The following is a 23,922-nucleotide window of genomic DNA, read 5'->3' as shown; positions in this document are numbered from 1 at the left end:
CAGCCCCCGTACCGCCCGCACCCATCCCCTGAGGAACCACCATGCATGTCACCGTCGAGAGCACCCAAGGCCCGGTCGGCGTCCCGTCCGAGGAGCACCGCTGGACCGCGCTGTTCTTCATCACCGAGCCGGGCATCGGCGAGGTCCTGCCCGAACTGGCGGGCTGCACCACGGGGTTGTGCTCCGTGCGTGACGACGCGGCCCGCTTCGCCCGGGCCGGCGTCCGTGTCCTCGGAGTCAGCGCGCACGCCCCGGGCCATCTGGCCGAGTTCGCCCGCTCCCGCGACCTCGGCTACCCGCTGGTCGGCGACGGCGACCTGGCACTCGGCCGGGAGCTCGGCGTGCCCGAGGTGACGGCGGACGGGCGGACGCTGTTCGCCCGGGCCGCGGTGATCCTCGACCGCACGGGCGAGGTACGGGCGCTGCTGCACCCCGTGCCGGACCCCGCACGGCACGCGGCGCTCGTCCTGGACAAGCTGGACGAGCTCATGGCGGCGGAGGCCGACGGTGCCTGAGCCCTCCGGCGGCGGGCGCACCCCGTCACGGGGGCGGATACGCGCGCTGCTGCCGGAGCCCGGCGCGCCGCGGGCCCTGGCCCTTTCCACGCTCGTCGGCCAGACCGGCAGCGGGCTGTTCCTGCCGGTGAGCGCGCTGTTCTTCACCCGCTCCGTGGGGCTCTCGCCCGCGCAGGTCGGTCTCGGCCTCGGCGTCGCGGGCCTCATCGGGCTCGCGGCGGCCGTCCCCATCGGGCGCGTCGCGGACCGCTTCGGCGCCCGCGGCACCTACGGGGTCTCCCTGCTCGGCCAGGCCGCGGCGACGGCCTCCTTCGCGCTGGTCCACTCGCTGTGGGCGTTCGTCGTGACCAGTACGCTCGCGGCGCTCGCCCAGCGCGGCGGCAGCGCGGCCCGCGGCGCCGTCATCGGCAGCCTCGGCGAGGGCGAACAGCGGGTCAGGCTGCGGGCCCTGCTCAAGTCGGTGACCAACGCGGGCCTGAGCATCGGCACGGCGCTCGCCGCCCTCGCCCTGGCCGCCGACACGCGCGGCGCCTATCTGACCGTCGTCCTGCTGAACGCCGCCACCTACCTCGGGGCCGCGCTGCCCCTGCTGCGCGTCCCCCCGGTCGCCCCCCACGGCGGCGGTCCTGCCGCGGCGCCGCGCCGCGCGGTGCTGCGCAACCGCCCCTACACGCTGGTCACGCTGCTGTGCGGGCTCACCAGCGTCCACTACGACGTGCTGTCCCTGGCCCTTCCGCTGTGGATCGCCGGGCACAGCGACGCCCCCCGGTGGAGCATTTCCGCGGTCATCATGGCCAACACCGTGCTTGTCGTCCTGCTCCAGGTGCCGTTCTCGCGCGGCACGGGCGACGCGGCGACCGCCGCTGCCGCCGTCCGCCGCTCCGGGTGGATCCTGTGGGCGAGCTGGACGGTGATCGCGGGCGCCGCCTTCGCCGGCTCCGCCGCCCTGGCGTTCACACTGCTCGTCGCGGGCATGGTGCTGCACACCGCCGGTGAACTGTGGCACTCGGCGGGCAGTTACGGACTGAGCTACGAGCTGGCGCCCGCCGGATCGCACGGCGAGTACCAGGGCTTCTTCTCCCTGGGGCGCGGAGCCACGGCCGCGCTCGCCCCGCTGGTGGTCACCACCGTGTGCCTGGCCAAGGGTTCCGCGTGGCGGCCCGCCACGGGCTGGTGCCTGCTCGGCCTCGTGGTGGCCGTGGCGGCGGCCGCGGTGCCCGCCGCGACCCGCTGGGCCGAGCGCGACGCCGCCCACGCCACGCACCGTACATCCGCCCCCATCGGGGCCCTTCCCCTTCAGGAGCCGGCATGACCACCTCCGCCCCGGCACACGACCACGACGCCCCCGCCCCTGCCCCTGCCCCTGCCCCGGCACACGACCGCGCCACCCCCGGCCCGCCCGGGCCCGCGGTCCTGGTGCTCGGCGGCGGCACCCGGCTGCCCGAGGCCCTGCGCAGGCACGGCTGGTACGTCGTCTACGGCGGCGCACCCGAGGAGTTCACCCCCGCGCACCACCGGGCGTGCGACGAGGCGTGGCTGCACCCCGACGCCGAACCCGGGGCGTGGGTGCGCCGGGCCGTGGCCGTGCACCACCTGGTGCCCTTCGAGCGGGTCGTCACCGTGCGCGAGCGGTACCTGACCACGGCGGCCCGGATCGCCGACACCCTCGGGCTCGGCGGCAACCCGCTGGACACCGTGCTGCTGCTCAAGGACAAGTCGCTGATGCGGGCGGCCTTCGACCCCCTGACCGACGAGAGCGCGGTACGCGCCCGCATCATGGACACGCCGCACGACGTGGACGCGTTCGTGGCGTGGGCCGGACTTCCCGTGGTCCTCAAGCCGCGTGACGGGTCCGGCAGCGAGGGCATCGCGATCGTCCGCGACGCACCGGACATCGCCGCCGCGCGCGCCCGCGTCGAGGAGCGGCCCAGCACCCTGCTGGCCGAGGAATTCCTCGACGGCCCCGAGTTCAGCGTCGAGACGTTCTCCGGCCACGGGCAACACCGCGTCCTGGCCGTCACCGAGAAGTTCACCGGGGACAACGCGGTGGAGATCGGCCATGTCGTGCCCGCCCGCGTGACCGCGCCCGACCGCGCCGCACTGGAAGCCGCGGCCTGCCGCTTCCTCGACGCGATCGGGCTCACCGAGGGCCCCGGGCACACCGAGATCATCCTCACTCCGCGCGGCCCCCGCGTCGTGGAGTCGCACAACCGGCCCGGCGGCGACGGCATCGTCGACCTCGTCCGGCACGTCACCGGCCTCGACATCCGCGACCTCCTCGCGGCCCAGGCGGCCGGTGTGCCCGCCCCGGAGCCGGACCCGGAGCCGGCCGGCGCCGCCGCCACCTGGTTCCTGACCGCCGCCCCCGGGGTCGCCACCGAGGTGTCCGGCTGGGACACGGCGGCCGCCGCGCCGGGCGTCGTGTCCGTGGCGCCCGCCACATCGCCCGGGGACACCGTGCGCGAACTGCGCGGCTCCGGCGACCGGTGCGGCTCGGTGACCGCGGTGGCCGCCACGCCCGACGAAGCCCTCGCCCGGGCCCGCGGCGCGCTCGCCCACATCACCCTCCACACCGACGCCGTACCCGGCGCGCCCACCTCTCCGAAGCGAGCAGGCCGATGACCACCGCCTCCCCCGCCTCCACCGCCGCCCCGGCCGGCGGCGCCCGCAACACCCTCACCGAGCGCTACCTCGACTCACCTGCGGCCCGGCACGCGGTGTGGCCCGACGCCCCCGACCAGGCCCGTCTGCGCCGGGTGAACCTGGCCCTTGAGGACCGCTTCCTGACCCGTCCCGCCTTTGTGGACAGCGCCGAGGCGGCGCGCCTGGAAGCGGACCTGAACGGCGCGATGGATCTGCTGTTCTCGCTGCCCGACCGGCTCTTCGGCGGTGACGCGCACGCCTTCGCCGCCGCCGTGGGGCTCCGCCCCGAGCAGGCGCGTCTCGCGCTGCGCATCCCGGGTCAGGAGCCGGCCCGTATCGGCCGCGCGGACCTCTACCACGACGGCGACACCTTCAGGCTGCTGGAGTTCAACCTCAGCAGCGCCCTGGGCGGCCTGGAGAACCCCGAGCTCAACCGGCTCCTGCTCCAGGACCCGACGTTCGCCGCCTTCGCCTCCGATCGGCGCCTGACGTTCCCCGACACCCTCGGCGCCCTCGCCGACCTCATCATCGCGACCGCCCAGGAGGCGGGCCACGACACCGTCACCCCGCGCGTCGCCGTCATGGACTGCCCGGACGGATACCTCAAGACGGAGCCCCAAATCCGGGCGGTGGCCGAGCACTTGGAGCAGTACGGCATCGAGGCCGTGCCGTGCGACACCGCCCAGGTCCAGGAGAGCGCGGGCCGCATCCTGCTGCACGGGCGCTCCGTCCATCTGGTCTACCGCTTCTTCACGCTGGGCGAACTCACCGCCGACGCGGCGTCCATCACGGCCGCCGAGGACTTCCTCGACGCCTTCGCGCGGTGCGGCGTCCCCGTCCTGTCCCCCGTGCGCACCTCCATGCACGGCAACAAGCGCGCCCTGTCCATGCTGTGGGAGGACCGCTGCCTCGACACCTACGACACCGCCGAGCGGGCGCTGGTGGAACGGCTCGTGCCGTGGACCCACGCGCTGCGGCCGGGCACCGCCGTGATCCGCGGCGAGGAGCGGGACCTGCTGGCCCACTGCGTACGCCACCGTCGTGACCTGGTCCTGAAGCCGTCGCACGGCCTCGGCGGCACCGGCACCGTGCTCGGGCGCGCCACCGGCGACCAGGAGTGGGCCGAGCTCCTGACCCGGGCGGCGGCCGGCGGCCACATCGTCCAGGAACTCATCACCCCCCGCCCGGAGTTGTTCGCCGACCCGCACAGCGGCGCGCTCACCCCCTGGGTCATCAACTGGGGGGCCTTCCTCATCGGGCGGCGCTACGCGGGCTCCTTCCTGCGGGGCCTGCCCGCCGACCGCGCGGACGTCATCTCGTACGGCAACCTCGCATACGGAGGCTGCGCCTTCCAGCCCGCCACCGACTGAACCCGCCGGGCCCGGCCAATCCGGGGAAACCCCCACCCGGCCTCCCCCGCACGGGAGATGATCCGCCGACTCCCTCGCGCCGACGCATGTCACGCACGACACTTGGGGAGGCAGGCGGACGACGGGCTCTCGGAGGGGGACGCACATGCGGGACAGCCATCGGGCCGAGGCCGAGCGGCTGCTGGTACGCGCCGTGGAGGAAGAGGTGCGGCGCTCCGGCGGGCGGTCCGACGCCGGCACGCTGCTCTCCCGGGGCCGTGGCGCGCTCGACGCGCTGGCCCAGAGCGCGGCGGAGGAGTACGCGGCGTACACCCGCGCCCTGGACGAGGCGGCGATCGGGCAGCTCTCGTTCACGGAGCGCTTCCGGCGCGACGGCGGCCCGACCGGCCTGCTGGCCACGGGAGTCGGCGCGGCCGTCGCGGCCGTCGTCGACGGGGCGCTCGGGCTCGGCGCGGGCGGCGCGGTGGGTGCGGGGGCGGCCGTGCTGGTGGCCGGGGCCGCGGCGACGGTCGCCAAGGTGACGGCCTCGCACCTGCCGGCCGCGCACCGCAGGGCCGGGGCGCTCGGCCGGCCGGGCGGCCTGGAACAGCTGCGGTTGCAGTGGCTGACCGCCCTCGAAGTGCGGGGCATCCGCCCCTTCCTCGACCAGCAGCGGGCGGTGAGCCCCAAGCAGCAGCCGAAGAAGAAGGTGCCGACGCAACTGCGCGGCACCGACAAGAGCGCGGCTGCCCGGCGCAGGTCGGTCCTTGAGCAGTCGTTCGGCCATCTGCCCGACGCCCAGGGCCCGTTCGCCGGGCGGCGGGCCGAGCTCGCGCGGATCGGGCAATGGGTGCAGGCGGCCCGCGCCTCGACCGAGACCCGCCCGGTGGTCGTGGTCCTGCACGGCGCGCCCGGCTCGGGCCGCAGCACCCTGGCGCTGCGGGCCGCGCACGGCCTTCGCGACCAGTTCCGCGGCGCGTGCCTGGTCGACATGCGCGGCGGCGGCCTCGCGGGTGAGAGCCCCCTGTCCACCCGGGACGCGCTGCTCCACCTGCTCAACCGGCTCGGCGCACCCCGCGAGCAGTTGCTGTTCCGCGAGAGGTCGTCGCCCGAGCAGCAGGTGCGCCGGCTCGCCGAGCTCTACCACCAGCATCTGACCGGCCTCGCGGTCACCGTCGTCCTGGACGACACCGACGACCCCGAGCAGGTGTGCGCCCTGGTGCCGCAACGCTCCGAGGGCCTGGTCCTCGTCACCGCGTCCAAGCCGCTCGACCTGCCAAGCGACTTCCCGGCGTGGGTGCACCAGCTGGCCGTGGAACCACTGGACGCGGCGGGCGCGGAGGAACTGCTGCGGGAGGCCGCCGAGGAGAAGGACGCGGGCCCCTACAACGCCGAATCCACCGATCTGGTACGGCAGTTGTGTGGTGGTCTGCCCCTGGCGCTGCGCGTCGCCGGGTCCTCGCTCGGGCCGCGTTCGGCGCGTGCGCTGGCCGCGGATCTGGGAGCGTACGGCCCGGTGGCGCCCGCCGAGCGGGCCCTGTGGCTGCGCTACACCGACCAGGCGGAGCCGGCCCGCCGCCTCCTGCGCCGCCTCGCGCTCGCCGGCCGGGCCTCGCTGGGCGCGGCCGCCGCGGCGGCGCTGCTCGGCGCGGACGAACAGGAGGCCGAGCGCCAACTCACCGCGCTCGCATCGGCGGGGCTCATCGACCATGTGCGGGGCAGTCGCTACCGGCTGCACGACGTCGTACGGTCCTTCGCCGATGCGCGCCTCGCCGACGAGGAGGATCCGGCCGAGCGCGCCGCCGCGCAGGAGCGGCTGATCCGGAATTACGCGCAGCTCGCGGACGCGGTGGGCCGCATGGTCGACGGCAAGATGTCGACGCGGGCCGGCCAGTTCGGCGGGCACGGCTTTTCCTCCCTCGATGCGGCGCTGCGCTGGCTCGACGACGAGTCGAGCTTCATCACGGCGGCCCTGCGCCAGGCGGAGGGCGTCGACCAGGAGGCCGTCCTGAGCCTGCTCGGCGCGCTGTGCGACTACTGCCTGCTGCGCGGCGACCTCTACCGCCTGGGCGAGACCAGTGAGCTGACGCAGGCCGTCGACCAGGGCCTGCTCGTGCGGTCGGTGCAGTGGCGCACCGGCATCGCGGCCCGCCAGCTCGGCGAGCTGGACACGGCGCGTACGACGCTGTCCTCGGTGGTCACCCTGTACCGCGAGGCGCAGCACGACGCGGGCCAGGCGCTCGCGCTCTGTTCGCTCGGCATCACCCTGCACCACCAGGGCAATCTGGCGGAGGCGGCGGCCCGGCTGCGCGAGGCGATCGACCTCCAGGCGGGCGACGAGCTGGCGGGCGACCGCGCCTGGTCGCTGCACGCGCTCGCCGCCGTGGAGCGCGACCGCTCCAATCTGTCCGGCGCCCGCACCCTGCTCGCCACCGCCCTGACCCTGCACCGTGAGAACGAGTCGCTGCACGGCGAGGCCTGGACGCACTTCCAGCTCGGCCAGCTGTACTTGCGCACGGGTGAAGTACCGCGCGCGGAGGGCGAGTTGCGGACCGCTCTCGATCTGTACGGGCGTACCCGCGACGGCCGCGGCGAGGCCTGGGCGCTGACCCAGCTGGCCCGCGCCCGGCTCGTCGACGGCGAGGCGGGCACCGCCGTCGAGGGCCTGCGCCACGCGCTGACACGCCACCGCGAGCAGGAGGACGCGCGCGGCGAGGCCTGGACGCTGTACTACCTGGGCCAGGCCCTTGAGGAGCGCGGCGACCGCGACCAGGCGGTGCGCGAGCTGGAGCGGGCCCGCACGATGTTCTCGCGGATGCGCGACGTGTACGGGCTTGCCTGCGCCCGCCACCACTCGGGCCGCGTCACCCGCGACCAGCGCGCCGCGCAGACCGGCAACCTGCGCAACTCCGGCTTCGCCCGGCAGCTCCTGGTCGACGCGCGCGCCGACTTCCACCGCATCGGGGTGGCGCACGGCGAGGCATGGACCTGTCTTGAGCTGGCGTTGATCGACGCGGGCAACAACCGTCCAGGACCGGCGCTCGCCCTGTGCGACGAGGCGACCGCCCTGTTCGCCTCGTACGACGACCGGCGCGGCGGCGACTGGTCCCGCTTCCTGCGCTGCACGCTGCTGCCGTACGCGGGCGCGGGTGGCGTGGACGTGGGCACCGCCGTCGCGCAGGAGGAGGTGGCCCAGCTGCTGCGTGCCGCGCACGACGCCCGCGACAGCAAACTGGAGGACTGCGCGGAGGCCTACGCCCTGATGCTGGAGCGCGGCGTCTCCCTGGAGGCGGGCTGGCAGGCCTGGCAGCTGGGCATGGTCCCGGACCGGCACGCCCGGGAGGTCATGGGGGTGCCGGACCCGGCGAGGGACAGGCCGTCGTCGACGTACCCGTCGGCCCCTTAGGGGGTGTCTGGTGGATCATGCCGGGGCCGGCCGAGCCCGGCCCGTCCCCGCATCTCACCCTCCCCCTCCGGGCAGGCCGAGGTGCGGGGACGCCGGGACAGTGCCCTCGGCGACCCCGGCCGGCGTGCCGGGGGTTCAGGCCTTCTTGGCCGGACCCTTGGCTGCCGGGGCGGACCCGACGGGCTCGGCGGACCCGGCCTGCTCCGCGGACCCGGCGGACTCGGCCTGCTCCGCGGACCCGGGCTCCGGGGCCTCCTCGAAGTCGACCTTGCCCATGTGGCGGTTCATCGACTTCATCAGGACCCACACGCCGAGGGCGAGGGCCGCGAAGACGATGAACCCGAGAACACCGGGCGTCACCTTGTCGTCGTTCATCTCGTCGGCCAGGGAGACCAGGTGCGTCATTGCGAGGCTTGCGCTCATATCAGGCATTGTCGCGTACGCCCGCGAAGAGGTCGTCCTCGGGGAGGGAAGTGTCCACGAGCGACTTCGCCAGCTCGTACTCCTCGGTCGGCCAGACGTCCTTCTGGAGGTCGAGCGGAACGCGGAACCAGCCGCCGTCGGGGTCGATCTGGGTGGCGTGCGCGATCAGCGCCTTGTCCCGGATCTCGAAGAACTCCGCGCACGGAACATGCGTGGTCAACGTGCGTTCGGCGCGCTCCAGCTCCTTCCAGCGCTCCAGCCACTCCCCGTACGGGGAATCCATCCCGCGGGCCAGCAGCGCCTCGTGCAGGGCGACCGTGCGCGGCTTGTTGAAGCCCTGGTTGTAGTAGAGCTTCTGCGGCTGGTACACGGGCCCGAACTCGTCCTCGGGGAACTTCTCCGCGTCCCCCGCGCCCTCGAAGGCGACCATCGAGATCTTGTGGGTCATGATGTGGTCGGGGTGCGGATAGCCGCCGTTCTCGTCGTAGGTCGTGATGACCTGCGGACGGAAATGACGGATGGAACGCACCAGGCGCCCGGCGGCCAGGTCCACGTCCTCCAGGGCGAAGCAGCCCTCGGGCAGCGGCGGCAGCGGGTCGCCCTCGGGCAGCCCCGAGTCCACGAAACCGAGCCATTCCTGACGGACGCCAAGGATCTCCCGAGCCTCGTCCATCTCTCTCTTGCGGACCTCGTGGATGTGCTCCTCGATGTACTTGTCGCCCTGGAGCTTGGGGTTGAGGATGGAGCCGCGCTCGCCTCCCGTGCAGGTCACGACCAGCACGTCCACCCCCTCGGACACATACTTCGCCATGGTGGCCGCGCCCTTGCTCGACTCGTCGTCGGGGTGGGCGTGCACGGCCATCAGTCGCAGCTGCTCAGTCAAGACTCGATCCTCGGTGACTCAGTAAGTGAATAAGCGAATGGGGCGCCCTCTGTGATCGACGCAATGGGCGGCTTCTATAGTGACCGAATCGGGGGACGGAAAATTCCGGGACCCCCACCAGCAGGAGGACGATCATGGCCGCTGTGCGCGAGCAGCTTCCCCAGGGGCGCTACGGGCGCTCGGCGGACGAGCGCGCGGACCGCAAGCTGAAGATCGTCGGCACGGCGCTCGGCGTCGTGCTGCTCGCCGTGGTCGCCTGGATCGGCTTCGACTACGTCGGCGGGCAGTCGCTCTCCGCGCAGGTGATCAAGTTCAAGGTCGTCTCGGACACCTCGGTCGAGGTGCACCTGGAAGTCGTCAAGGACAAGGACGCCAAGGGCACCTGCACCCTGCACGCCCAGGAGACCAACGGTGACGACGTGGGCCGGGCCGACTTCCGGTTCGACGAGCCGGCCAAGCAGGTCGACAAGGTCGTCACGATCACCACGACCTCACGGGCCACCGCCGCGTCCCTGGTCAGCTGCCAGTCCGACTGAGCCGCACCCGCCCGCACCGGTCCGCACGGTCCGACGTGCTGGTCGTGATGGCCGACGTACCCGCGCCGACCTGCACCGACGCGGTTCCGGCGGCGTATGTCCTCCCCCTGGGGCGGCTGAATTGTTAGGCTCGTGGTTTCGCCCACCCATCAAGGCACATGCTTCTGGGTAGGGCGATGCTTTGTATACCCAGTACCGACGAGGAGCACCTGTGACCCAGACCAGCGACAACGTCACCTGGCTGACCCAGGAGGCGTACAACCAGCTCAAGGCCGAGCTGGAGTACCTGTCTGGTCCCGCGCGCACGGAGATCGCCGTAAAGATCGCGGCGGCCCGTGAGGAGGGTGACCTCCGGGAGAACGGCGGGTACCACGCGGCCAAGGAGGAGCAGGGCAAGATGGAGCTCCGGGTGCGCCAGCTCACCCAGCTCCTGGAACACGCCAAGGTGGGCGAGGCGCCCGCCGCGGACGGCGTGGTGGCTCCCGGCATGATCGTCACGATCGCCTTCGACGGCGATCCGGACGACACCCTGGAGTTCCTGATGGCCTCCCGCGAGTACGCGTCGACGGAGATCGAGACGTACTCGCCGCAGTCGCCGCTCGGCTCCGGCGTGAACGGCAAGAAGGTCGGCGAGGACGCGGAGTACGAGCTGCCCAACGGCAACAAGGCCATGGTGCGGATCCTCGCGGCCGTCCCGTTCACCGGCTGACGCAGCCGAGCCCCACGCCGAAGCCCTGGCCGCCTGTGAGGCGGCCAGGGCTTCGCGTCGTATCCGAATCGGCGTGCCCGCCCGTGCGGGGCCCTGGGCGGGCTGCTCGGTGCGGGAGCCTGGGGGCGTGGGTCGTGCCGGGCCTGGCGGACCACTTGGTGCGAGTTTGGCGGCGTGGTCGGTGCCGGGCCTGGGCGGCACGGCTGCCGGGCCTTGGTCGCGTGGTCCGTGCCGGGCCTGGGCGGCACGGCTGCCGGGCCTTGGTCGCGTGGTCCGGGCCGGGCCTGGGGCGTGGGGCCACGCCGGCGGGGTGGGTCGTTACTTCGTAGCCTTCTCGTAGGCCTCGCGGAGCTCCGCCGGCACCCGGCCGCGGTCGTTCACGTGGCGGCCGTTCTCCTTGGCCCAGGCCCTGATCGCCGCGGTGTCGTTGCTGCCGGTTGACCGGGCCGGAGCCGCCGCCTTGCCCCGCCCGGCGCGGACCCGCCGGCCGGCCTTGGTGAAGGGGGCCACCGCTTCCAGGAACTTGTCGTAGCTCTCCGGAGCGAGGTCGATCTCGTAAGCCACGCCGTCAATGACGATCTGGTGCGTGGCCGCCTCGGTGGTTTCTTCACCCGTGAGGTCATCGGTGTAGATGGTGACGATCTTCTGTGCCATGGGGGGAGTCTAGGCGCGTTTCCAGCTACGCCCATCCCTCCATGAGAGGTGGGCGATCGGCACCTCGGCGTCCGGAACGCCGTTTCGGGTCATCCGTGCCGGCCCGCGTACTGGATGGCCATCGCGGCGCAGAAGGCCCCGGCGGCCAGGGCCATGAGGATCACGGACGCCACCGCGAGGACGAGATGACGCGGATGGCTCCGCCGGGGGTGAGGGACTCGGCCTCGACGGGGCTGGCGGGCCTGCACTGGTCGGCCTCCTGCTCCCACACGCCCCGGCCGCCCGAGCGGGCCAGGGTCAGTACGTTTCCGTGGACGTCCTTGATCTGGCCCGCCAGGTTCCGGGCCATGTCCACGACGATTTCGCCCTTTCTGTATTTCACCTCGGCTGCCTCCGCGCGGACCGGCAGAGGTCGGTCAGTTTCTTGGCCCCGGCGATCGTGACCCGGCCGAACCGGATGGTGTGGAGATCGACGTGGCGTCCGGCGGCGGGGTCCCAGGCCTGCGTGAACTCCAGCGTGAGCTCCCCCACGTCGACCCCGGCGTCCTCCAGCGCCGCCCGCAGGTCCAGGTAGACCTCGTCCACGCTGTCGGCTCCGGGCGGAATGAAGGGGGTTTTTCTTGTTGGCATGGGCATGTTGCTAGCGAACACGTATTCGTCCTTCCTCGGGCTCAACTCCGTTGCGCAATAGAAGAGTTCCTGGTTACGGGTACTCTCACCAGTAGCTGAATACCGGAGTCCGACAGAGGTAAAAGGCATATGCCAAGAACGCGTGAACTGGAGCCGGGCGACAGCCTTGAGCAGTACCTCGGGCACCTTGTCCGGGAAGCTCGCGCCGCCATGGATAAGGCCGAGGGCAGGAAGCTCTGGACACAGGCGCACCTCGCCGAGCGCGTGTTCGTGAGTCAGACCCGGATCTCCGAAGTCGAGCTGGGTGAAGTGCCACCGGACCGGAGCCTGGCCGAGAAGATCGAGCGGACGCTCAACATGCGATCGGGATCATTGGTCGATCTGGTCAAGCTGCTGGAGCGGGAGAACGTTCGCGACTACGCCAAACCCTTCGTGCGCCGACAGGAGGAGGCCCGGCTGATTCACGACTTCCGGCTGACCGTCCCCGCACTTCTCCAGACCGGCGACTACGCACGCGCCCTGTTGGTCACCGGCGACGCGGACCCCAGGGCGATCGACACGTACGTCGAGCAACGCATGGAGCGGCGGCGGATTCTGGAACAGGACGATCCTCCGTGGTTCGCGGCGATCGTGGATGAAGCAGTGCTCCTCCGAGGCACCGGTTCGGGCCCCATCATGGCGGCGCAGCTCAAGGTGCTGCTGGAAGCCCAAGAAGTCCCAACCACCAGCATCCGGATACTCCCGCTCGGATCACCCCACGTCATTGCCGGCTCGTTCACGCTCGTCACCCTGGCCAACGGGGTCCGCGGCGCGTACACCGAGGGGTTCTCGACCGGTAACTACACCGAGGAATTCGCCGAGGTGATGACGTACCAGAGGGTCTATGATCGGCTCGCCGCCAGCGCGCTGACAGCCGAGGCGTCCACAGCCCTGATCTACGAGGCGATGGAGAGGTTCAAGTGAACGAAGCACCGAACTGGCACAAGTCGTCGTACTCCGGGGGCAACACCAACGACTGCGTCGAGGTCGCGGACGACCAACCCCGCATCCTGGTCCGTGACACGAAGGACCACAGCATGGGCACCCTGACTCCGTCCCACCCAGCCTGGAGCGCCTTCGTGACGTACGCCAAGCGCATCACGGGCTAACGGCTCCGCCCGCCTCGACCGAGCGGCAGCGCATGCCGTGGGCCCCTTCTCCAGGCTCGGCGGAGAGGGGGCCCGCGACACGTCGGCTCAGGCGCGACCAAAACCCGCCATGGGGCGATCACGCGGGTGCATCACCCCGCCGCCCGCCGGTACTTGCGGACCGCCAGGGTGCGGAAGACCAGCAGGATCAGGAGTGACCACAGGACCGACGCCCAGATCGCGTGCCTCATGGGCCACGCGTCGGGGGTGGCGAAGCCCGGCGGCAGGTTGCCGAACAGCTCCCGTGCCGCCTGGACCGTGGTGCTGAACGGGTTCCACTCCGCGATGTGCCGGAAGAACGCGGGCAGGTGGTTGGAGTCCACGAAGGCGTTCGAGATGAACGTCAGCGGGAACAGCCAGATCAGTCCGCCCGACGTGGCCGCCTCGGGGCTGCGTACGGACAGGCCGATCAGGGCGCCGATCCAGGAGAACGCGTACCCGAGCAGAAGCAGCAGCCCGAACGCGCCGAGCGCCTTGGGGATGCCGTCGTGGATGCGCCAGCCGATGAGCAGGGCCACCCCGGCCAGGATCACCAGGGTCACCGTGGTCTGCGCGAGGTCCGCGAGCGTACGGCCGGTGAGGACCGCGCCGCGTGCCATGGGCAGGGAGCGGAAGCGGTCGATGAGCCCCTTGTGCATGTCGTCGGCGATGCCCGCGCCCGCGCCTGCCGTCGCGAAGGTGACGGTCTGCGCGAAGATGCCGGCCATCAGGAACTCGCGGTAGGACTGCTGCGAGAGCGAGCCGCCGACCTGGATGGAGCCACCGAAGACGTAGGTGAACAGCACGACGAACATGATCGGTTGGATCAGGCCGAAGAGAACGACTTCGGGGATCCGCTTCATGCGGATCAGGTTGCGCTGGGCGAGGACCAGCGAGTCGGTCATGGCACTCACGTCGTCTGCTCCTTCTCGGTGTCGGACCGCCGGGTTTCCGCGCCGCCCGCGTCGGCGCCCGCCTCGCTCTCTTCCGTGGGGCTCTCCGCCGCGTGGCCGGTCAGCGAGATGAAGACGTCGTCGAGGGTGGGGCGGCGCAGGCCGATGTCGTCGATCTCGACGCCCCTGCCGTCGAGTTCGCGGATGACCTCGGCGAGCAGCTTGGCGCCGCCGGTGACCGGGACGGTGAGGCGGCGGGTGTGCTCCTCGACCTTGACCTCGCCCTTGCCGAAGCCCGCGAGCACGTCGCGGGCCGGGGTCATCTGGTCGCTCTGGTGGACGACGACCTCGACGCGCTCGCCGCCGGTGCGGGCCTTGAGCTGGTCGGAGCTGCCGCGGGCGATGACCTTGCCGTGGTCGACGACGCAGATGTCGTGGGCCAGGCGGTCGGCCTCCTCCAGGTACTGGGTGGTGAGCAGCAACGTGGTGCCGCCCGCCACCAACTCCTGGATGACCTCCCACAGTTGCTGCCGGTTGCGCGGGTCGAGGCCGGTGGTCGGCTCGTCCATGAACATGACGGGCGGCGACACCACGAGGGCGGCCGCGAGGTCGAGGCGCCGGCGCATGCCGCCGGAGTACGTCTTGGCGGGGCGGTCGGCGGCCTCGGCGAGGTTGAAGCGGTCCAGGAGCTCACCGGCCCGCACCTTCGCCGCCTTGCTGTTCATCTGGTAGAGACGGCCCACCATCCGCAGGTTCTCGCGGCCGGTGAGGTATTCGTCGATGGCCGCGAACTGGCCGGACAGGCCGATCGCGCGGCGGACTTCGGTCGGCTGCTTGAGGACGTCGATGCCCGCGACGACCGCCTTGCCGCGGTCGGGCTTGAGCAGGGTGGTCAGGACGCGCACGGTGGTGGTCTTGCCGGCGCCGTTGGGGCCGAGCAGGCCGAGGACGGTGCCCTCAGGGACATCGAGGTCCACGCCGTCCAGAGCCGTGACGTCGCCGAAAGTCTTCACCAGGCCTTCGGCGTAGATGGCGCCTGGCATGTGAGTACCCCCAGAGATGGATGTGACTTTCTGGACAAATCCTAGATTTTCCGGTCACACGCTGCCCGATGAGGCCGAGCCCGCCGGGCTGTGCCGCCACACCATAACGCGATACATCGCGTCACGTCAGCGATTTCCCTCGTCTCCCATCGCTGGCCCCTGGCCCGTCGCCCATGGCTGGCCGCTGGCCCGTCCCCCTGTCGCCCCGCCCCGCCCCGCCCCGCCCCGCCCAGCACGGGACCCGGTACGCCACCCCACCCCACCCCACCCCGGCCCGGCACGGGACCCGGTACGCCACCCCCGGCTCAGCCCAGGACGATGTACCCCGCCTCCCCCAGCGCCGAAGCCACCTCGGCGCAGTGCTCGGGCCCCTTCGTCTCCAGGTGCAGCTCCACCTCCACCTCCGTGAGGCCGAGCCGCGGGTCGGTCCGTACATGGCTCACGTCCAGGACGTTGGCGTCGAGCACCGACAGCTCGCCCAGGAGCGAGGCCAGCGCGCCCGGCCGGTCCTTCAGGCGCACCCGCACCGACAGATAGCGGCCCGCCGCCGACATGCCGTGCCGCAGTATCCGCTGCATCACGAGCGGATCCACATTGCCGCCGGACAGCACCGCGACCACCGGCCCCCGGAACGACTCGGGCCGGCTCAGGAGCGCCGCCACGGGGCTCGCCCCCGCGGGCTCCACGACCAGCTTCGCCCGCTCAAGACAGAGCAGCAACGCGCCGGCGAGCTCGTCCTCGGACACCGTACGCACCTCGTCCACCAGCTCGCTGACCAGCGAGAACGGGATGTCGCCCGGCCGCCCGACCTTGATCCCGTCGGCCATCGTGGGGGCCGGCTCGATGAGGACCGGGCGGCCGGCGGCCAGCGAGGGCGGATAGGAGGCGGCGGCCGCCGCCTGCACCCCGACGATCCTGACGTCGGGCCGCAGCGCCTTCACCGCGACCGCGATGCCGGCCGCGAGCCCGCCACCGCCGATGCCGACGACGATGGTGCGGACCTCGGGGCACTGCTCCAGGATCTCCAGGCCCACCGTGCCCTGCCCCGCGATGATGTCCGGGTGGTCGAAGGGGTGGATGAACACCGCGCCGTGCTCTCGCGCGTACGCCTGGGCGGCGGCCAGCGTCTCGTCGACGACCGTGCCGTGCAGGATGACCTCCGCGCCGTAATGCCGTGTCGCCGCCACCTTGGGCAGCGGGGCGCCCATCGGCATGAACACCGTGGAACGCACCCCGAGCAGCGAGGAGGCGAGGGCCACGCCCTGCGCGTGGTTGCCCGCGCTCGCGGCGACCACCCCGGCCGCCCGCTCCTCGGGCCGCAGCCCGGCGATCCGCACGTACGCGCCGCGCAGCTTGAAGGAACCGGTGCGCTGCAAGTTCTCGCATTTGAGCAGGACGGGTGCGCCGACCAGCGACGACAGGTGGCGGGACCCTTCCATCGCGGTCATGCGGACCACCCCCGACAGCATCTTCTGCGCGCCCCTGACGTCGTCGAGGATCACGGGGTGCATGGGGCGGGTCGTACCGAAGCTCATGACCTCAAGTCTCGCAGCTCACCCCCGTCGCGGCTGTCCGGATTCCGATCGCCCGGGGAGTTGTCCACAGGTTTGCGCACCGCTGGTACGTATGCCGGTCAGGCCGCGTACTCTGTCCCCCACCACACCGACACCCGCACGAGAGAGCCCCGGCCATGCCCCCAGTTCAGGACATGACTCCCCCGCTCGACCCCGGCCTCCTCGATGCCCTCCAGCACCAGGTGGCCGTGTTCGCCCGCCGCGCAGAGCAGACCAGGCTCGGTGGCGTAGGACAGGTCCGCAACTCGATGGACCGGGCCGCGTACCTGCTGCTCAATCGGCTTGATCTGGAAGGCCCGATGGGCGTCAAGGCGCTCGCGTCGGGCATGGGGATCGACTCCTCGACCGTGACCCGCCAGGTCGCGCCGCTCGTCGACACCGGCCTGGTGAAGCGCACGTCGCACCCGGAGGACGGGCGTGCGGTCGTCCTTCAGCTGTCCCCGCGCGGCCAGTCCCGCCTCGAAGAGGTGCGCTCCTCGCGGCGCGAGCTGATGGCTCAGGTCACGGACGGCTGGACGGACGACGAGCGGGAGTCGTTCTGCTCCCTCCTGACGCGCTTCAACTCGGCGCTCTCGGCCCGCCAGTCGGCCACGCAGGAGCCGGCGGCGCCGACCTCTTGACCCGGGGCTCGCGCCTGCCCTCATATGAGGCTCATGCGCGAGCGGCACCTCACCGGACACCGCCGCCGCACCCGGGAGTTCGAGACGTTCGTGGCGGGCGCGGGAGGCCGGTTGCTGCATGCCGCCACCCTGCTGACCGCCGAGCCGGCCGACCTGAACCCGCGCGCCCTGCGCCTGCTGACGGCCGCCCTCGCCGAGACGTACGCCCGCTGGCACCGGCTGCGCGGCGAGGACCCGTACGACCGCACCCGCCAGGAGCTGGCCGCCCGCTTCGCCCGCACCGCCTGGCGCCACCACCGGCCGACGGTCCCCGGCGTACCCCGCCCTCCCCTCGGCGAGGGACTGCTGGCGCGACTGACCCCGCAGGAACGTCTCATCCTCGTGCTGCGCCTGTACGAAGGGGTCGCCGAGGAGCAGACGGCGGCGATGGTCGGGCTGCCCGTGGACCGGGTCCGCGCCATCTGCACCCGGGCGATCGCCGCGATGCGCAGCACCCCCACGACGCCGCCCACGACGCCGCCCACGCCCACCGCCCGGGACGGCGGCACGAACGGCCCCGCGCACGGCCCCGCGAAGCGCCCCGCTAACGGCCGCGACGGCCGGGAACGAGGAACCCAGGAGCGCGAGAGCCGAGGGGGGCCGGCCGTCCGATGAACCTGCCCGACCGCAAGACGTCCGAGGTCCGCCGCCTCCTCGAAACCGGAATCCATCCGGCCGTACCCCCCGAACTCGCCGCCCTGGCAGCCCAGTTGGGGCTTCGGATACTGCACAGGCGGCGCATCGTGCGCCGCCTGCTGTGGCTGCTCGCCGCGGCGGCGGTGATCGCCTTCGCGGTCTGGGCCTCGATGGCCCAGCCCTGGGTGACGCCGCCCACCACGGTGACGCCACCCGTGGGGCTCTGAGGTCCTTCGACCGGATCACGCGGCCTCGGCAGGGCCCGGCACCGCTCTCCCACCCGGGCCGATCCGGACAGAAGCCCTAGGGGGTGTCTGGTGGATCAGGGTCGGTCAGGGTGCGGCGCCTGGTGCGGTGCATCGCAAGGCGCCGGAACGTCGTGATAGCGGAGCTATCGGGGCGTTTCGGCAACGCCGCGAGGTGCCGTGCCAGGCGCCGCACCCCCGGCCATGATCCACCAGACACCCCCTAGCCCAGGGCCTGCTGGAGGTCGGCGAGGAGGTCGTCCGCGTTCTCGATGCCCACCGAGACCCGGACCAGGTCCGCGGGGACTTCCAGGGCCGAGCCCGCGACGCTCGCGTGCGTCATCCGGCCCGGGTGCTCGATCAGCGACTCGACGCCGCCGAGGGACTCGCCCAGCGTGAACAGCTTCGTACGGTTGCAGACCTCGACGGCCGCTTCCTCGCCGCCCTCGACGCGGAAGGAGACCATGCCGCCGAAGGCCCGCATCTGCTTGGCCGCGATCTCGTGGCCCGGGTGCTCGGGCAGCCCCGGGTAGAGGACCTTGGTGACCTTGGCGTGCCGGGACAGCATCTCGGCGACCTTGCCCGCGTTCTCGCTGTGCCGGTCCATGCGCACCGGGAGCGTCTTGATGCCGCGCAGCACCAGCCACGAGTCGAAGGGCCCGGCGACCGCGCCCATCGCGTTCTGGTGGTACGCCAGCTCCTCGCCGATCTCCGCGGAGCCCGCGATCAGCGCGCCGCCCACGACGTCGGAGTGACCGCCCATGTACTTGGTCAGCGAGTGCACCACGATGTCCGCGCCCAGCGCGAGCGGCTGCTGGAGATAGGGGCTCGCGAAGGTGTTGTCGACGACGAGCCGGGCGCCCGTGTCCGCCGCCACCTGCGCGACGGCCGCGATGTCGGTGATGCCGAGCAGCGGGTTGGACGGCGTCTCGACCCAGATGACCTTCGTACGGTTGGTGACGGCTGCGCGCACCGCGGCCGGGTCGGAGGTGTCGGCGACCGACCACTCGACGCCCCAGCGCGAGACGACCTTCGCGAACAGGCGGAACGTGCCGCCGTACGCGTCGTTCGGGATCACCACGTGGTCGCCGGGCGCGAGCAGCGTACGCAGCAGGCAGTCCTCGGCGGCGAGCCCGGACGCGAAGGCGAGACCGCGCCGGCCGCCTTCCAGGGCCGCCAGGTTCTCTTCGAGGGCGGTCCTTGTCGGGTTCCCGCTGCGGCTGTACTCATAGCCGCCGCGAAGACCGCCGACGCCGTCCTGCTTGTACGTGGAGACCTGGTAGATCGGGGGTACGACCGCTCCGGTCAACGGATCCGCGGTGTTGCCGGCGTGGATCGCGATGGTCTCGAAGCTCTTGACCGCGTCGTCTGCGTGCTTGTGGCTCATGGCTCCAGAGCCTAGTTCGTCGGCTCACCGAGTTCGTCATATCCCGCCGCAGTCTGGTTCGCTGGGGGTCATGGAGATTCTGTGGACCCTGATCGCGCTCGGCTTGATCGTCGCGGTCGTCGGCCGGTTCGTCTTCCGCCGTGACCGCGGCATCCAGCTGTCGCAGCCCGGTGCGCCGGACGCCGCGGACCCGGCGGCGTACGACTTCATGCGCCAGGAGGACCTGGACGTGCGACTGCCGGGACCCGACCAGGATCTCCTCGATGTGCTCGCGGTGGTGCAGGGCACCCAGGACTTCAAGCCCGCCCAGCGCCTCCTCGCGGCGACGCCCAAGGAGGGCGAGCGCCGCTGGCAGCGTGTCCAGGCCTTCGCGGGCGCGGCCTCGCTCGAACTGGCCGGCCACCCCGGCGTCGGCGGGGCCTGGCTGCGCAAGTGGCGCTCGGAGGCACCCGAGGACGCGGGAGCGGCGCAGGTGCACGCCGAGTTCCTGGTCCAGCAGGCGTGGCGGTCCTCGTCGGTCGGCCAGGACGACTTCCGCATCATCCTGGAGGAGGCGCGGACGGTCTGCGCCGAGGCCGCCCTGCTCGCCCCCGGCGACCCCGTCCCGCACATCGTCGAGCTCGCCGTGGCACGTGGACTCGCCTACCCGCGCCCGGAGTTCGACCAGCTGTGGGCCAAGGTCATCGACCGCGCGCCGCACCACATGGGCGCGCACCTCGCGGCCCTGCACTACCACTGCGAGAAGTGGCACGGCTCGCGCTCCCAGGCCGACGAGTTCGCGACGACGGCGGCGGCCCGCGCCCCGCGCGGCTCCCTGCTCTCGGCGCTCCCGCTGTTCGCGGTGTACGAGCACGTGCCCGACCTCGTCATGGTGAGCGACTTCTTCCGCACGGCGGTGGTGAGCCGCGCCCTGGAGGGCGCCCTGCACGCCGTCCACCAGGCCCGCCACGACGACCCGGCCCTGCCCCAGGTCCGCCACCTCCTGGTCTTCTTCCTGGTGCGCGCCGAACGCTGGGCGGAGTCGATGGACCAGTTCGTCGCCCTCGACGGCCATGTGGGCGCCGTGCCCTGGACGGTCACCGAGGACCCGGCGGCGGAGTACGCCCTGTGCCGGGCGCTCGCGGTGGCGGGCTACGAGGCGAACGGCGGAAACCCGGCGACGCTGCGGAGGCCGTAGCGGGGTCCGGGACGGGGCGGGCCGGACGGGGTCCGGGACGGGGCGGGCCGGACGGGGTCCGGGACGGGGCGGGCCGGAATCTCCTGGCGCGGCCGTACGTTCCACTGGGCACCCGACCTCTTCGAGGAGCGCACGATGATCTTCGGCCGCCGCCCGCCCGAGCTGCCCACCCCTGAGCAGGCCCTGAAGGGCCGCCCCGAACCCGAATTCACCCTCCCCTCCCGGCACACGGTCCTCGGCAACCCGCTGGCCGGCCCCTACCCCCAGGACCTGGAGGTCGCGGACTTCGGGATGGGCTGTTTCTGGGGCGCCGAGCGCAAGTTCTGGCAGACGCCGGGCGTCTGGACGACGCTGGCCGGCTACCAGGGCGGCAGCACGGTGAACCCGGCGTACGACGAGGTCTGCTCGGGCCTGACCGGGCACACCGAGGCGGTCCGGGTGGTCTACGACCCCGCGCTCGTCTCGTACGAGCAGCTCCTGAAGGTGTTCTGGGAGAACCACGACCCGACGCAGGGCTTCCGCCAGGGCAACGACGTGGGCACCCAGTACCGCTCGGCGATCTACACCCACACCCCGGCCCAGGAGGCCACGGCCCGGTCCTCGCGCGAGGCCTACCAGAAGGTCCTCACGGCCTCGGGCCACGGCACGATCACAACGGAGCTGCTGCCGGCGCAGGGCCGCCCGTTCTACGCCGCGGAGCCGTATCACCAGCAGTACCTGGACAAGAACCCGGCGGGGTACTGCGGTATCGGCGGCACCGGGGTGTCCTGCCCGATCGGCGTGGCCCGGGCGGACGGCTGAGCGACGCGCGGGGCCGGCCCGGCCGAGCCCCGGTGGGGGTCGGGGTTCGGTGGGGGTCGGGGTTCGGGGGAATTCGGCGCCTTTCTGGACCGGCTCGACCGACCCGGCCCGGGTGGGCCCGGCCCCGGCTCCAACTTTCCGCACCTCCACAGCCGTAGCCGTAGCCGTAGCCGAATATTCGCTGGCCACCCTCACGCCGCCGGGCCACTCTTGCCCCCATGGAAGCCCCCACCACCGTGCCGCCACAGCCGCCCCGTCGGCAGATCCGCGCCCTGTACACCGAGTCGACGATCACCGTCCACCAGGCGTACGACCCGGAGCTCGGACTGCCCGCCGCGCGGGACGGGCGGTTTCCGGCGGCGTGGAAGCGGGAGCGGATGACCTGGGTCAAGCCGTCGTTCCTGTGGATAATGTACCGCTCGGGGTGGGGCACCAAGGAGGGACAGCGGACCGTGCTGGCCATCGAGATCCGGCGGGACGGCTTCGACTGGGCGCTCGCGCACGCCTGCCTCTCGCACTACGACCGCGAGCTGCACGGCGAACAGGCGGCGTGGAAACGGGAGTTGCGGCAGGCCCCGGCGCGGGTGCAGTGGGATCCGGAGCGGGATCTGCGGCTTCGGGCGCTGCCATACCGCTCCCTGCAGCTCGGGCTCGTCGGGGAGGCGGTGCGGCGGTACGCGGACGAGTGGATCGTCGGCGTCCGGGACGTGACCCCGCTTGCGCGTCGCGTCCACGCGCTCGTACGCGACGGGCACCTCGACGCGGCCCGCGCCGCGCTGCCCCTGGAGCGGCCCTACCCCGGCCCCGCCGACGCGCGCAGTTCCCCGCGGCCCCTGACTACTCGGCGCCGGTCCGCATACGCATCCTCAACCCGTCCGGCTGTTCGGTGCCGGGCCAGCTGCGCATCCTCAGCCCGTCCGGCGATTGAGGACGAGCGCCGTTCAGGCGCGGCGGGGTCTGGGGCGCAGCCCCAGGGGGCCGGCCTTCGCGTGCGGGCCGTGCGTGGCTGATCGCGCAGTTCCCCGCGCCCCTGACAGCACTGGCGCCGACCAGCACCGCATCCCCAGCCCACCCCGGCTGTTCGGTGCCGGACAGGCAGGCACATCCTCAGCCCGTCCGGCTGCTCGGTGCCGGGCGGCACGGGCCACCTCAGCCTGTCCGGCGATTGAGGACGAGCGCCGTTCAGGCGCGGCCGGGGTCTGGGGCGCAGCCCCAGAGGGCCGGCCTTCGCGTGCGGGCCGTGCGTGGCTGATCGCGCAGTTCCCCGCGCCCCCAACAGCACTGGCGCCGACCAGCACCGCATCCTCAGCCCGTCCGGCGATTGAGGACGGGCGGCGTTCAGGCGTGGGCAGGGGGCTGGGGCGGAGCGCCAGGTGGGCCGGGGTGTGTGGGCGTCCGGGTCAGATCGTGGACGTGTCGATCACGAAGCGGTAGCGCACATCACTGGCCAGCACCCGCTCGTACGCCTCATTGATCTGCTCCGCGCGGATCAGCTCGATCTCGGCGCCCAGGTTGTGCTCGGCGCAGAAGTCCAGCATCTCCTGGGTCTCGGCGATGGACCCGATCATCGAACCCGCGAGGATCTTGTTGCCGCCGATGAGGCCGAACATGTTGAGCGAGTTCGGCTCCTCGGGCGCGCCCACGTTGACGAACGCCCCGCCCGTCTTCAGGAGCGAGAGGTACGCCCCCAGGTCCAGCGGCGCGGACACGGTGGACACGATGAGGTCGAGGGAGCCGGCGAGCTCCTTGAAGGTGGCCTCGTCGCTCGTCGCGTAGTAGTGGTCCGCGCCCAGCTTGAGCCCGTCGTCCTTCTTGCGGAGCGACTGGCTGAGCACGGTCACCTCGGCGCCGAGCGCGTGCGCGATCTTCACGCCCATGTGGCCGAGGCCGCCGAGCCCGAGAATCGCGACCTTCTTGCCGGGGCCCGCCTGCCAGCGCTTGAGCGGCGAGTACAGGGTGATCCCGGCGCACAGCAGCGGGGCCGCGACGTCCAGCGGCATGCCGTCGGGGATGCGCAGGGTGTGGTCGGCGTCCACGACGATGTGCGTGGAGTAGCCGCCGTAGGCGGGCTTGCCGTCCCGGCCGGTCGCGTTGTACGTCGAGACACCGTCCGTGCAGAACTGGTTCTGCCCCGACCGGCAGGCCTCGCACTTTCCACAGGAGTCGACGAAGCAGCCGACGCCCGCGTGGTCGCCCACCTGGAACGCGGTGACGTCCGAGCCGACCTCGGTGATCACACCGGCGATCTCGTGGCCGGGCACCATCGGGAAGATGCCCTGGCCCCAGCCCTCGTTCACCTGGTGGATGTCGGAGTGGCAGATGCCGGCGTACTTGATCTCGATGAGCACGTCGTTCGCACCCACCGGACGGCGCTCGATGGTGGTGCGCTCAAGGGGGGCCTTGGGGGCGGGGGCGGCGTAGGCGGCGACGGTGGTCATGCCGTTCTCCTCAGATCTTTGGGGTACCTGACGAGCCTGCCCGAGTTCCCGCCTGGCACCCAGGCCTCTGTTCTGCCTACGTCCAGCGTGCGTACCACTGGCAGGGACAGGCTCCCGGTCGTACGTCCACACCCGCGACCACGGATACTGGGATG

At 72.3% G+C, this 23,922-nt stretch carries 24 protein-coding genes and 1 pseudogene; 15 read left to right on the top strand and 10 right to left on the bottom strand.

From position 1 onward, the window contains the following. The first annotated feature begins 41 nt into the window (after positions 1-41). The 5 genes from ACGFW5_RS03415 to ACGFW5_RS03395 all read left to right on the top strand — a co-directional run bounded on the left by ACGFW5_RS03415 (position 42) and on the right by ACGFW5_RS03395 (position 7,913). Positions 42-515: a redoxin domain-containing protein gene (locus tag ACGFW5_RS03415; protein ID WP_393832469.1), complete on the top strand. Its 474-nt coding sequence runs from the start codon at positions 42-44 to the stop codon at positions 513-515. Then, entirely contained in the window at positions 508-1,827 is a 1,320-nt protein-coding gene (locus ACGFW5_RS03410; RefSeq protein WP_393832468.1) for an MFS transporter, read from the top strand. The genes ACGFW5_RS03415 and ACGFW5_RS03410 overlap by 8 nt, the downstream gene beginning before the upstream one ends. After that, positions 1,824-3,137, top strand: a complete 1,314-nt coding sequence (locus tag ACGFW5_RS03405; RefSeq protein ID WP_393832467.1) for an ATP-grasp domain-containing protein — start codon at positions 1,824-1,826, stop codon at positions 3,135-3,137. The genes ACGFW5_RS03410 and ACGFW5_RS03405 overlap by 4 nt, the downstream gene beginning before the upstream one ends. Then, positions 3,134-4,528: a hypothetical protein gene (locus ACGFW5_RS03400; protein ID WP_393832466.1), complete on the top strand. Its 1,395-nt coding sequence runs from the start codon at positions 3,134-3,136 to the stop codon at positions 4,526-4,528. Before ACGFW5_RS03405 ends, ACGFW5_RS03400 begins: the two co-directional genes overlap by 4 nt. A 145-nt stretch (positions 4,529-4,673) precedes the next feature. After that, entirely contained in the window at positions 4,674-7,913 is a 3,240-nt protein-coding gene (locus tag ACGFW5_RS03395) for a tetratricopeptide repeat protein (protein ID WP_393832465.1), read from the top strand. A gap of 135 nt (positions 7,914-8,048) precedes the next feature. On the opposite strand, the gene ACGFW5_RS03390 is transcribed toward ACGFW5_RS03395, so the two are convergent. Beyond that, the gene (locus ACGFW5_RS03390) at positions 8,049-8,336 is read right to left on the bottom strand and encodes a hypothetical protein (RefSeq protein WP_393832464.1); all 288 of its coding nucleotides are present in this window, start codon (positions 8,334-8,336) and stop codon (positions 8,049-8,051) included. 1 nt (position 8,337) lies between these two features. Beyond that, positions 8,338-9,219, bottom strand: a complete 882-nt coding sequence (gene mca, locus ACGFW5_RS03385) for a mycothiol conjugate amidase Mca (protein WP_393832463.1) — start codon at positions 9,217-9,219, stop codon at positions 8,338-8,340. 134 nt (positions 9,220-9,353) lie between these two features. On the opposite strand from mca, the gene ACGFW5_RS03380 reads away from it, so the two are divergent. After that, the gene (locus tag ACGFW5_RS03380; RefSeq protein ID WP_393832462.1) at positions 9,354-9,755 is read left to right on the top strand and encodes a DUF4307 domain-containing protein; all 402 of its coding nucleotides are present in this window, start codon (positions 9,354-9,356) and stop codon (positions 9,753-9,755) included. Between the two features lie 211 nt (positions 9,756-9,966). Continuing rightward, the gene (gene greA / locus ACGFW5_RS03375; RefSeq protein ID WP_393832461.1) at positions 9,967-10,464 is read left to right on the top strand and encodes a transcription elongation factor GreA; all 498 of its coding nucleotides are present in this window, start codon (positions 9,967-9,969) and stop codon (positions 10,462-10,464) included. Between the two features lie 318 nt (positions 10,465-10,782). Here greA and ACGFW5_RS03370 read toward each other — a convergent pair whose 3' ends face one another. From ACGFW5_RS03370 to ACGFW5_RS03360, 3 genes are all read right to left on the bottom strand, one after another. Continuing rightward, positions 10,783-11,118, bottom strand: coding sequence for an Lsr2 family protein (locus ACGFW5_RS03370; protein WP_393832460.1), 336 nt, complete (start codon positions 11,116-11,118; stop codon positions 10,783-10,785). A 160-nt stretch (positions 11,119-11,278) separates the two neighbouring features. Continuing rightward, positions 11,279-11,500, bottom strand: coding sequence for a hypothetical protein (locus tag ACGFW5_RS03365; RefSeq protein WP_393832459.1), 222 nt, complete (start codon positions 11,498-11,500; stop codon positions 11,279-11,281). After that, positions 11,497-11,748: a hypothetical protein gene (locus tag ACGFW5_RS03360; protein WP_393832458.1), complete on the bottom strand. Its 252-nt coding sequence runs from the start codon at positions 11,746-11,748 to the stop codon at positions 11,497-11,499. Before ACGFW5_RS03360 ends, ACGFW5_RS03365 begins: the two co-directional genes overlap by 4 nt. A 129-nt stretch (positions 11,749-11,877) precedes the next feature. On the opposite strand from ACGFW5_RS03360, the gene ACGFW5_RS03355 reads away from it, so the two are divergent. Both ACGFW5_RS03355 and ACGFW5_RS03350 read left to right on the top strand, forming a co-directional pair. Continuing rightward, entirely contained in the window at positions 11,878-12,711 is an 834-nt protein-coding gene (locus tag ACGFW5_RS03355; RefSeq protein WP_393832457.1) for a Scr1 family TA system antitoxin-like transcriptional regulator, read from the top strand. Then, positions 12,708-12,896: a DUF397 domain-containing protein gene (locus ACGFW5_RS03350; protein WP_393832456.1), complete on the top strand. Its 189-nt coding sequence runs from the start codon at positions 12,708-12,710 to the stop codon at positions 12,894-12,896. The genes ACGFW5_RS03355 and ACGFW5_RS03350 overlap by 4 nt, the downstream gene beginning before the upstream one ends. 131 nt (positions 12,897-13,027) lie before the next feature. Here ACGFW5_RS03350 and ACGFW5_RS03345 read toward each other — a convergent pair whose 3' ends face one another. The 3 genes from ACGFW5_RS03345 to ilvA all read right to left on the bottom strand — a co-directional run bounded on the left by ACGFW5_RS03345 (position 13,028) and on the right by ilvA (position 16,385). Then, the gene (locus ACGFW5_RS03345; protein ID WP_393832724.1) at positions 13,028-13,819 is read right to left on the bottom strand and encodes an ABC transporter permease; all 792 of its coding nucleotides are present in this window, start codon (positions 13,817-13,819) and stop codon (positions 13,028-13,030) included. A gap of 5 nt (positions 13,820-13,824) precedes the next feature. Continuing rightward, the gene (locus ACGFW5_RS03340) at positions 13,825-14,850 is read right to left on the bottom strand and encodes an ATP-binding cassette domain-containing protein (RefSeq protein WP_393832455.1); all 1,026 of its coding nucleotides are present in this window, start codon (positions 14,848-14,850) and stop codon (positions 13,825-13,827) included. A gap of 305 nt (positions 14,851-15,155) precedes the next feature. Next, positions 15,156-16,385, bottom strand: a complete 1,230-nt coding sequence (ilvA, locus tag ACGFW5_RS03335; protein ID WP_393832454.1) for a threonine ammonia-lyase — start codon at positions 16,383-16,385, stop codon at positions 15,156-15,158. A 155-nt stretch (positions 16,386-16,540) separates the two neighbouring features. Here ilvA and ACGFW5_RS03330 point away from each other — a divergent pair, with 155 nt between their 5' ends. From ACGFW5_RS03330 to ACGFW5_RS03320, 3 genes are read left to right on the top strand one after another with little or no spacing between them, the layout of a single operon-like run. Next, complete coding sequence (locus tag ACGFW5_RS03330; protein ID WP_393832453.1) at positions 16,541-17,044, top strand: MarR family winged helix-turn-helix transcriptional regulator; 504 nt, start codon at positions 16,541-16,543, stop codon at positions 17,042-17,044. A 33-nt stretch (positions 17,045-17,077) separates the two neighbouring features. Next, positions 17,078-17,698, top strand: a complete 621-nt coding sequence (locus ACGFW5_RS03325) for a sigma factor-like helix-turn-helix DNA-binding protein (RefSeq protein WP_393832452.1) — start codon at positions 17,078-17,080, stop codon at positions 17,696-17,698. Beyond that, positions 17,695-17,946 carry a hypothetical protein gene (locus tag ACGFW5_RS03320; RefSeq protein WP_393832451.1) on the top strand — a complete coding sequence of 84 codons (252 nt, stop codon included), beginning with the start codon at positions 17,695-17,697 and terminating at the stop codon, positions 17,944-17,946. The genes ACGFW5_RS03325 and ACGFW5_RS03320 overlap by 4 nt, the downstream gene beginning before the upstream one ends. Before the next feature lie 241 nt (positions 17,947-18,187). Here ACGFW5_RS03320 and ACGFW5_RS03315 read toward each other — a convergent pair whose 3' ends face one another. Further along, positions 18,188-19,351, bottom strand: coding sequence for a cystathionine gamma-synthase (locus ACGFW5_RS03315; RefSeq protein ID WP_393832450.1), 1,164 nt, complete (start codon positions 19,349-19,351; stop codon positions 18,188-18,190). 70 nt (positions 19,352-19,421) lie between these two features. On the opposite strand from ACGFW5_RS03315, the gene ACGFW5_RS03310 reads away from it, so the two are divergent. The 3 genes and pseudogenes from ACGFW5_RS03310 to ACGFW5_RS03300 form a co-directional block, all read left to right on the top strand. After that, entirely contained in the window at positions 19,422-20,528 is a 1,107-nt protein-coding gene (locus ACGFW5_RS03310; protein WP_393832449.1) for a hypothetical protein, read from the top strand. Between the two features lie 135 nt (positions 20,529-20,663). After that, positions 20,664-21,329, top strand: a complete 666-nt coding sequence (gene msrA, locus ACGFW5_RS03305) for a peptide-methionine (S)-S-oxide reductase MsrA (RefSeq protein ID WP_393832448.1) — start codon at positions 20,664-20,666, stop codon at positions 21,327-21,329. A gap of 218 nt (positions 21,330-21,547) precedes the next feature. Continuing rightward, positions 21,548-22,138: pseudogene (locus tag ACGFW5_RS03300) on the top strand (DUF4291 domain-containing protein); the annotation flags it as partial. Positions 22,139-22,729: 591 nt separating this feature from the next. On the opposite strand, the gene ACGFW5_RS03295 reads toward ACGFW5_RS03300, so the two are convergent. Then, complete coding sequence (locus ACGFW5_RS03295) at positions 22,730-23,767, bottom strand: NAD(P)-dependent alcohol dehydrogenase (protein WP_393832447.1); 1,038 nt, start codon at positions 23,765-23,767, stop codon at positions 22,730-22,732. Between the last annotated feature and the right edge of the window lie 155 nt (positions 23,768-23,922).

This window comes from Streptomyces sp. NPDC048416 (assembly GCF_043200435.1).
Taxonomy (GTDB): Bacteria; Actinomycetota; Actinomycetes; order Streptomycetales; family Streptomycetaceae; genus Streptomyces.
Note: the sequence above shows the minus strand (reverse complement) of the source record. Positions and strands in the feature narration are given on the sequence as shown.

Coding starts and splice junctions, on each gene's coding strand:
- ACGFW5_RS03415 (WP_393832469.1), top strand. CDS start 42: ATGCATGTCACCGTCGAGAGCACCCAAGGCCCGGTCGGCGTCCCGTCC.
- ACGFW5_RS03405 (WP_393832467.1), top strand. CDS start 1,824: ATGACCACCTCCGCCCCGGCACACGACCACGACGCCCCCGCCCCTGCC.
- ACGFW5_RS03400 (WP_393832466.1), top strand. CDS start 3,134: ATGACCACCGCCTCCCCCGCCTCCACCGCCGCCCCGGCCGGCGGCGCC.
- ACGFW5_RS03395 (WP_393832465.1), top strand. CDS start 4,674: ATGCGGGACAGCCATCGGGCCGAGGCCGAGCGGCTGCTGGTACGCGCC.
- ACGFW5_RS03390 (WP_393832464.1), bottom strand. CDS start 8,336: ATGAGCGCAAGCCTCGCAATGACGCACCTGGTCTCCCTGGCCGACGAG.
- ACGFW5_RS03380 (WP_393832462.1), top strand. CDS start 9,354: ATGGCCGCTGTGCGCGAGCAGCTTCCCCAGGGGCGCTACGGGCGCTCG.
- ACGFW5_RS03370 (WP_393832460.1), bottom strand. CDS start 11,118: ATGGCACAGAAGATCGTCACCATCTACACCGATGACCTCACGGGTGAA.
- ACGFW5_RS03360 (WP_393832458.1), bottom strand. CDS start 11,748: ATGCCAACAAGAAAAACCCCCTTCATTCCGCCCGGAGCCGACAGCGTG.
- ACGFW5_RS03355 (WP_393832457.1), top strand. CDS start 11,878: ATGCCAAGAACGCGTGAACTGGAGCCGGGCGACAGCCTTGAGCAGTAC.
- ACGFW5_RS03345 (WP_393832724.1), bottom strand. CDS start 13,819: ATGACCGACTCGCTGGTCCTCGCCCAGCGCAACCTGATCCGCATGAAG.
- ACGFW5_RS03340 (WP_393832455.1), bottom strand. CDS start 14,850: ATGCCAGGCGCCATCTACGCCGAAGGCCTGGTGAAGACTTTCGGCGAC.
- ilvA (WP_393832454.1), bottom strand. CDS start 16,385: ATGAGCTTCGGTACGACCCGCCCCATGCACCCCGTGATCCTCGACGAC.
- ACGFW5_RS03330 (WP_393832453.1), top strand. CDS start 16,541: ATGCCCCCAGTTCAGGACATGACTCCCCCGCTCGACCCCGGCCTCCTC.
- ACGFW5_RS03325 (WP_393832452.1), top strand. CDS start 17,078: ATGCGCGAGCGGCACCTCACCGGACACCGCCGCCGCACCCGGGAGTTC.
- ACGFW5_RS03320 (WP_393832451.1), top strand. CDS start 17,695: ATGAACCTGCCCGACCGCAAGACGTCCGAGGTCCGCCGCCTCCTCGAA.
- ACGFW5_RS03315 (WP_393832450.1), bottom strand. CDS start 19,351: ATGAGCCACAAGCACGCAGACGACGCGGTCAAGAGCTTCGAGACCATC.
- ACGFW5_RS03310 (WP_393832449.1), top strand. CDS start 19,422: ATGGAGATTCTGTGGACCCTGATCGCGCTCGGCTTGATCGTCGCGGTC.
- msrA (WP_393832448.1), top strand. CDS start 20,664: ATGATCTTCGGCCGCCGCCCGCCCGAGCTGCCCACCCCTGAGCAGGCC.
- ACGFW5_RS03295 (WP_393832447.1), bottom strand. CDS start 23,767: ATGACCACCGTCGCCGCCTACGCCGCCCCCGCCCCCAAGGCCCCCCTT.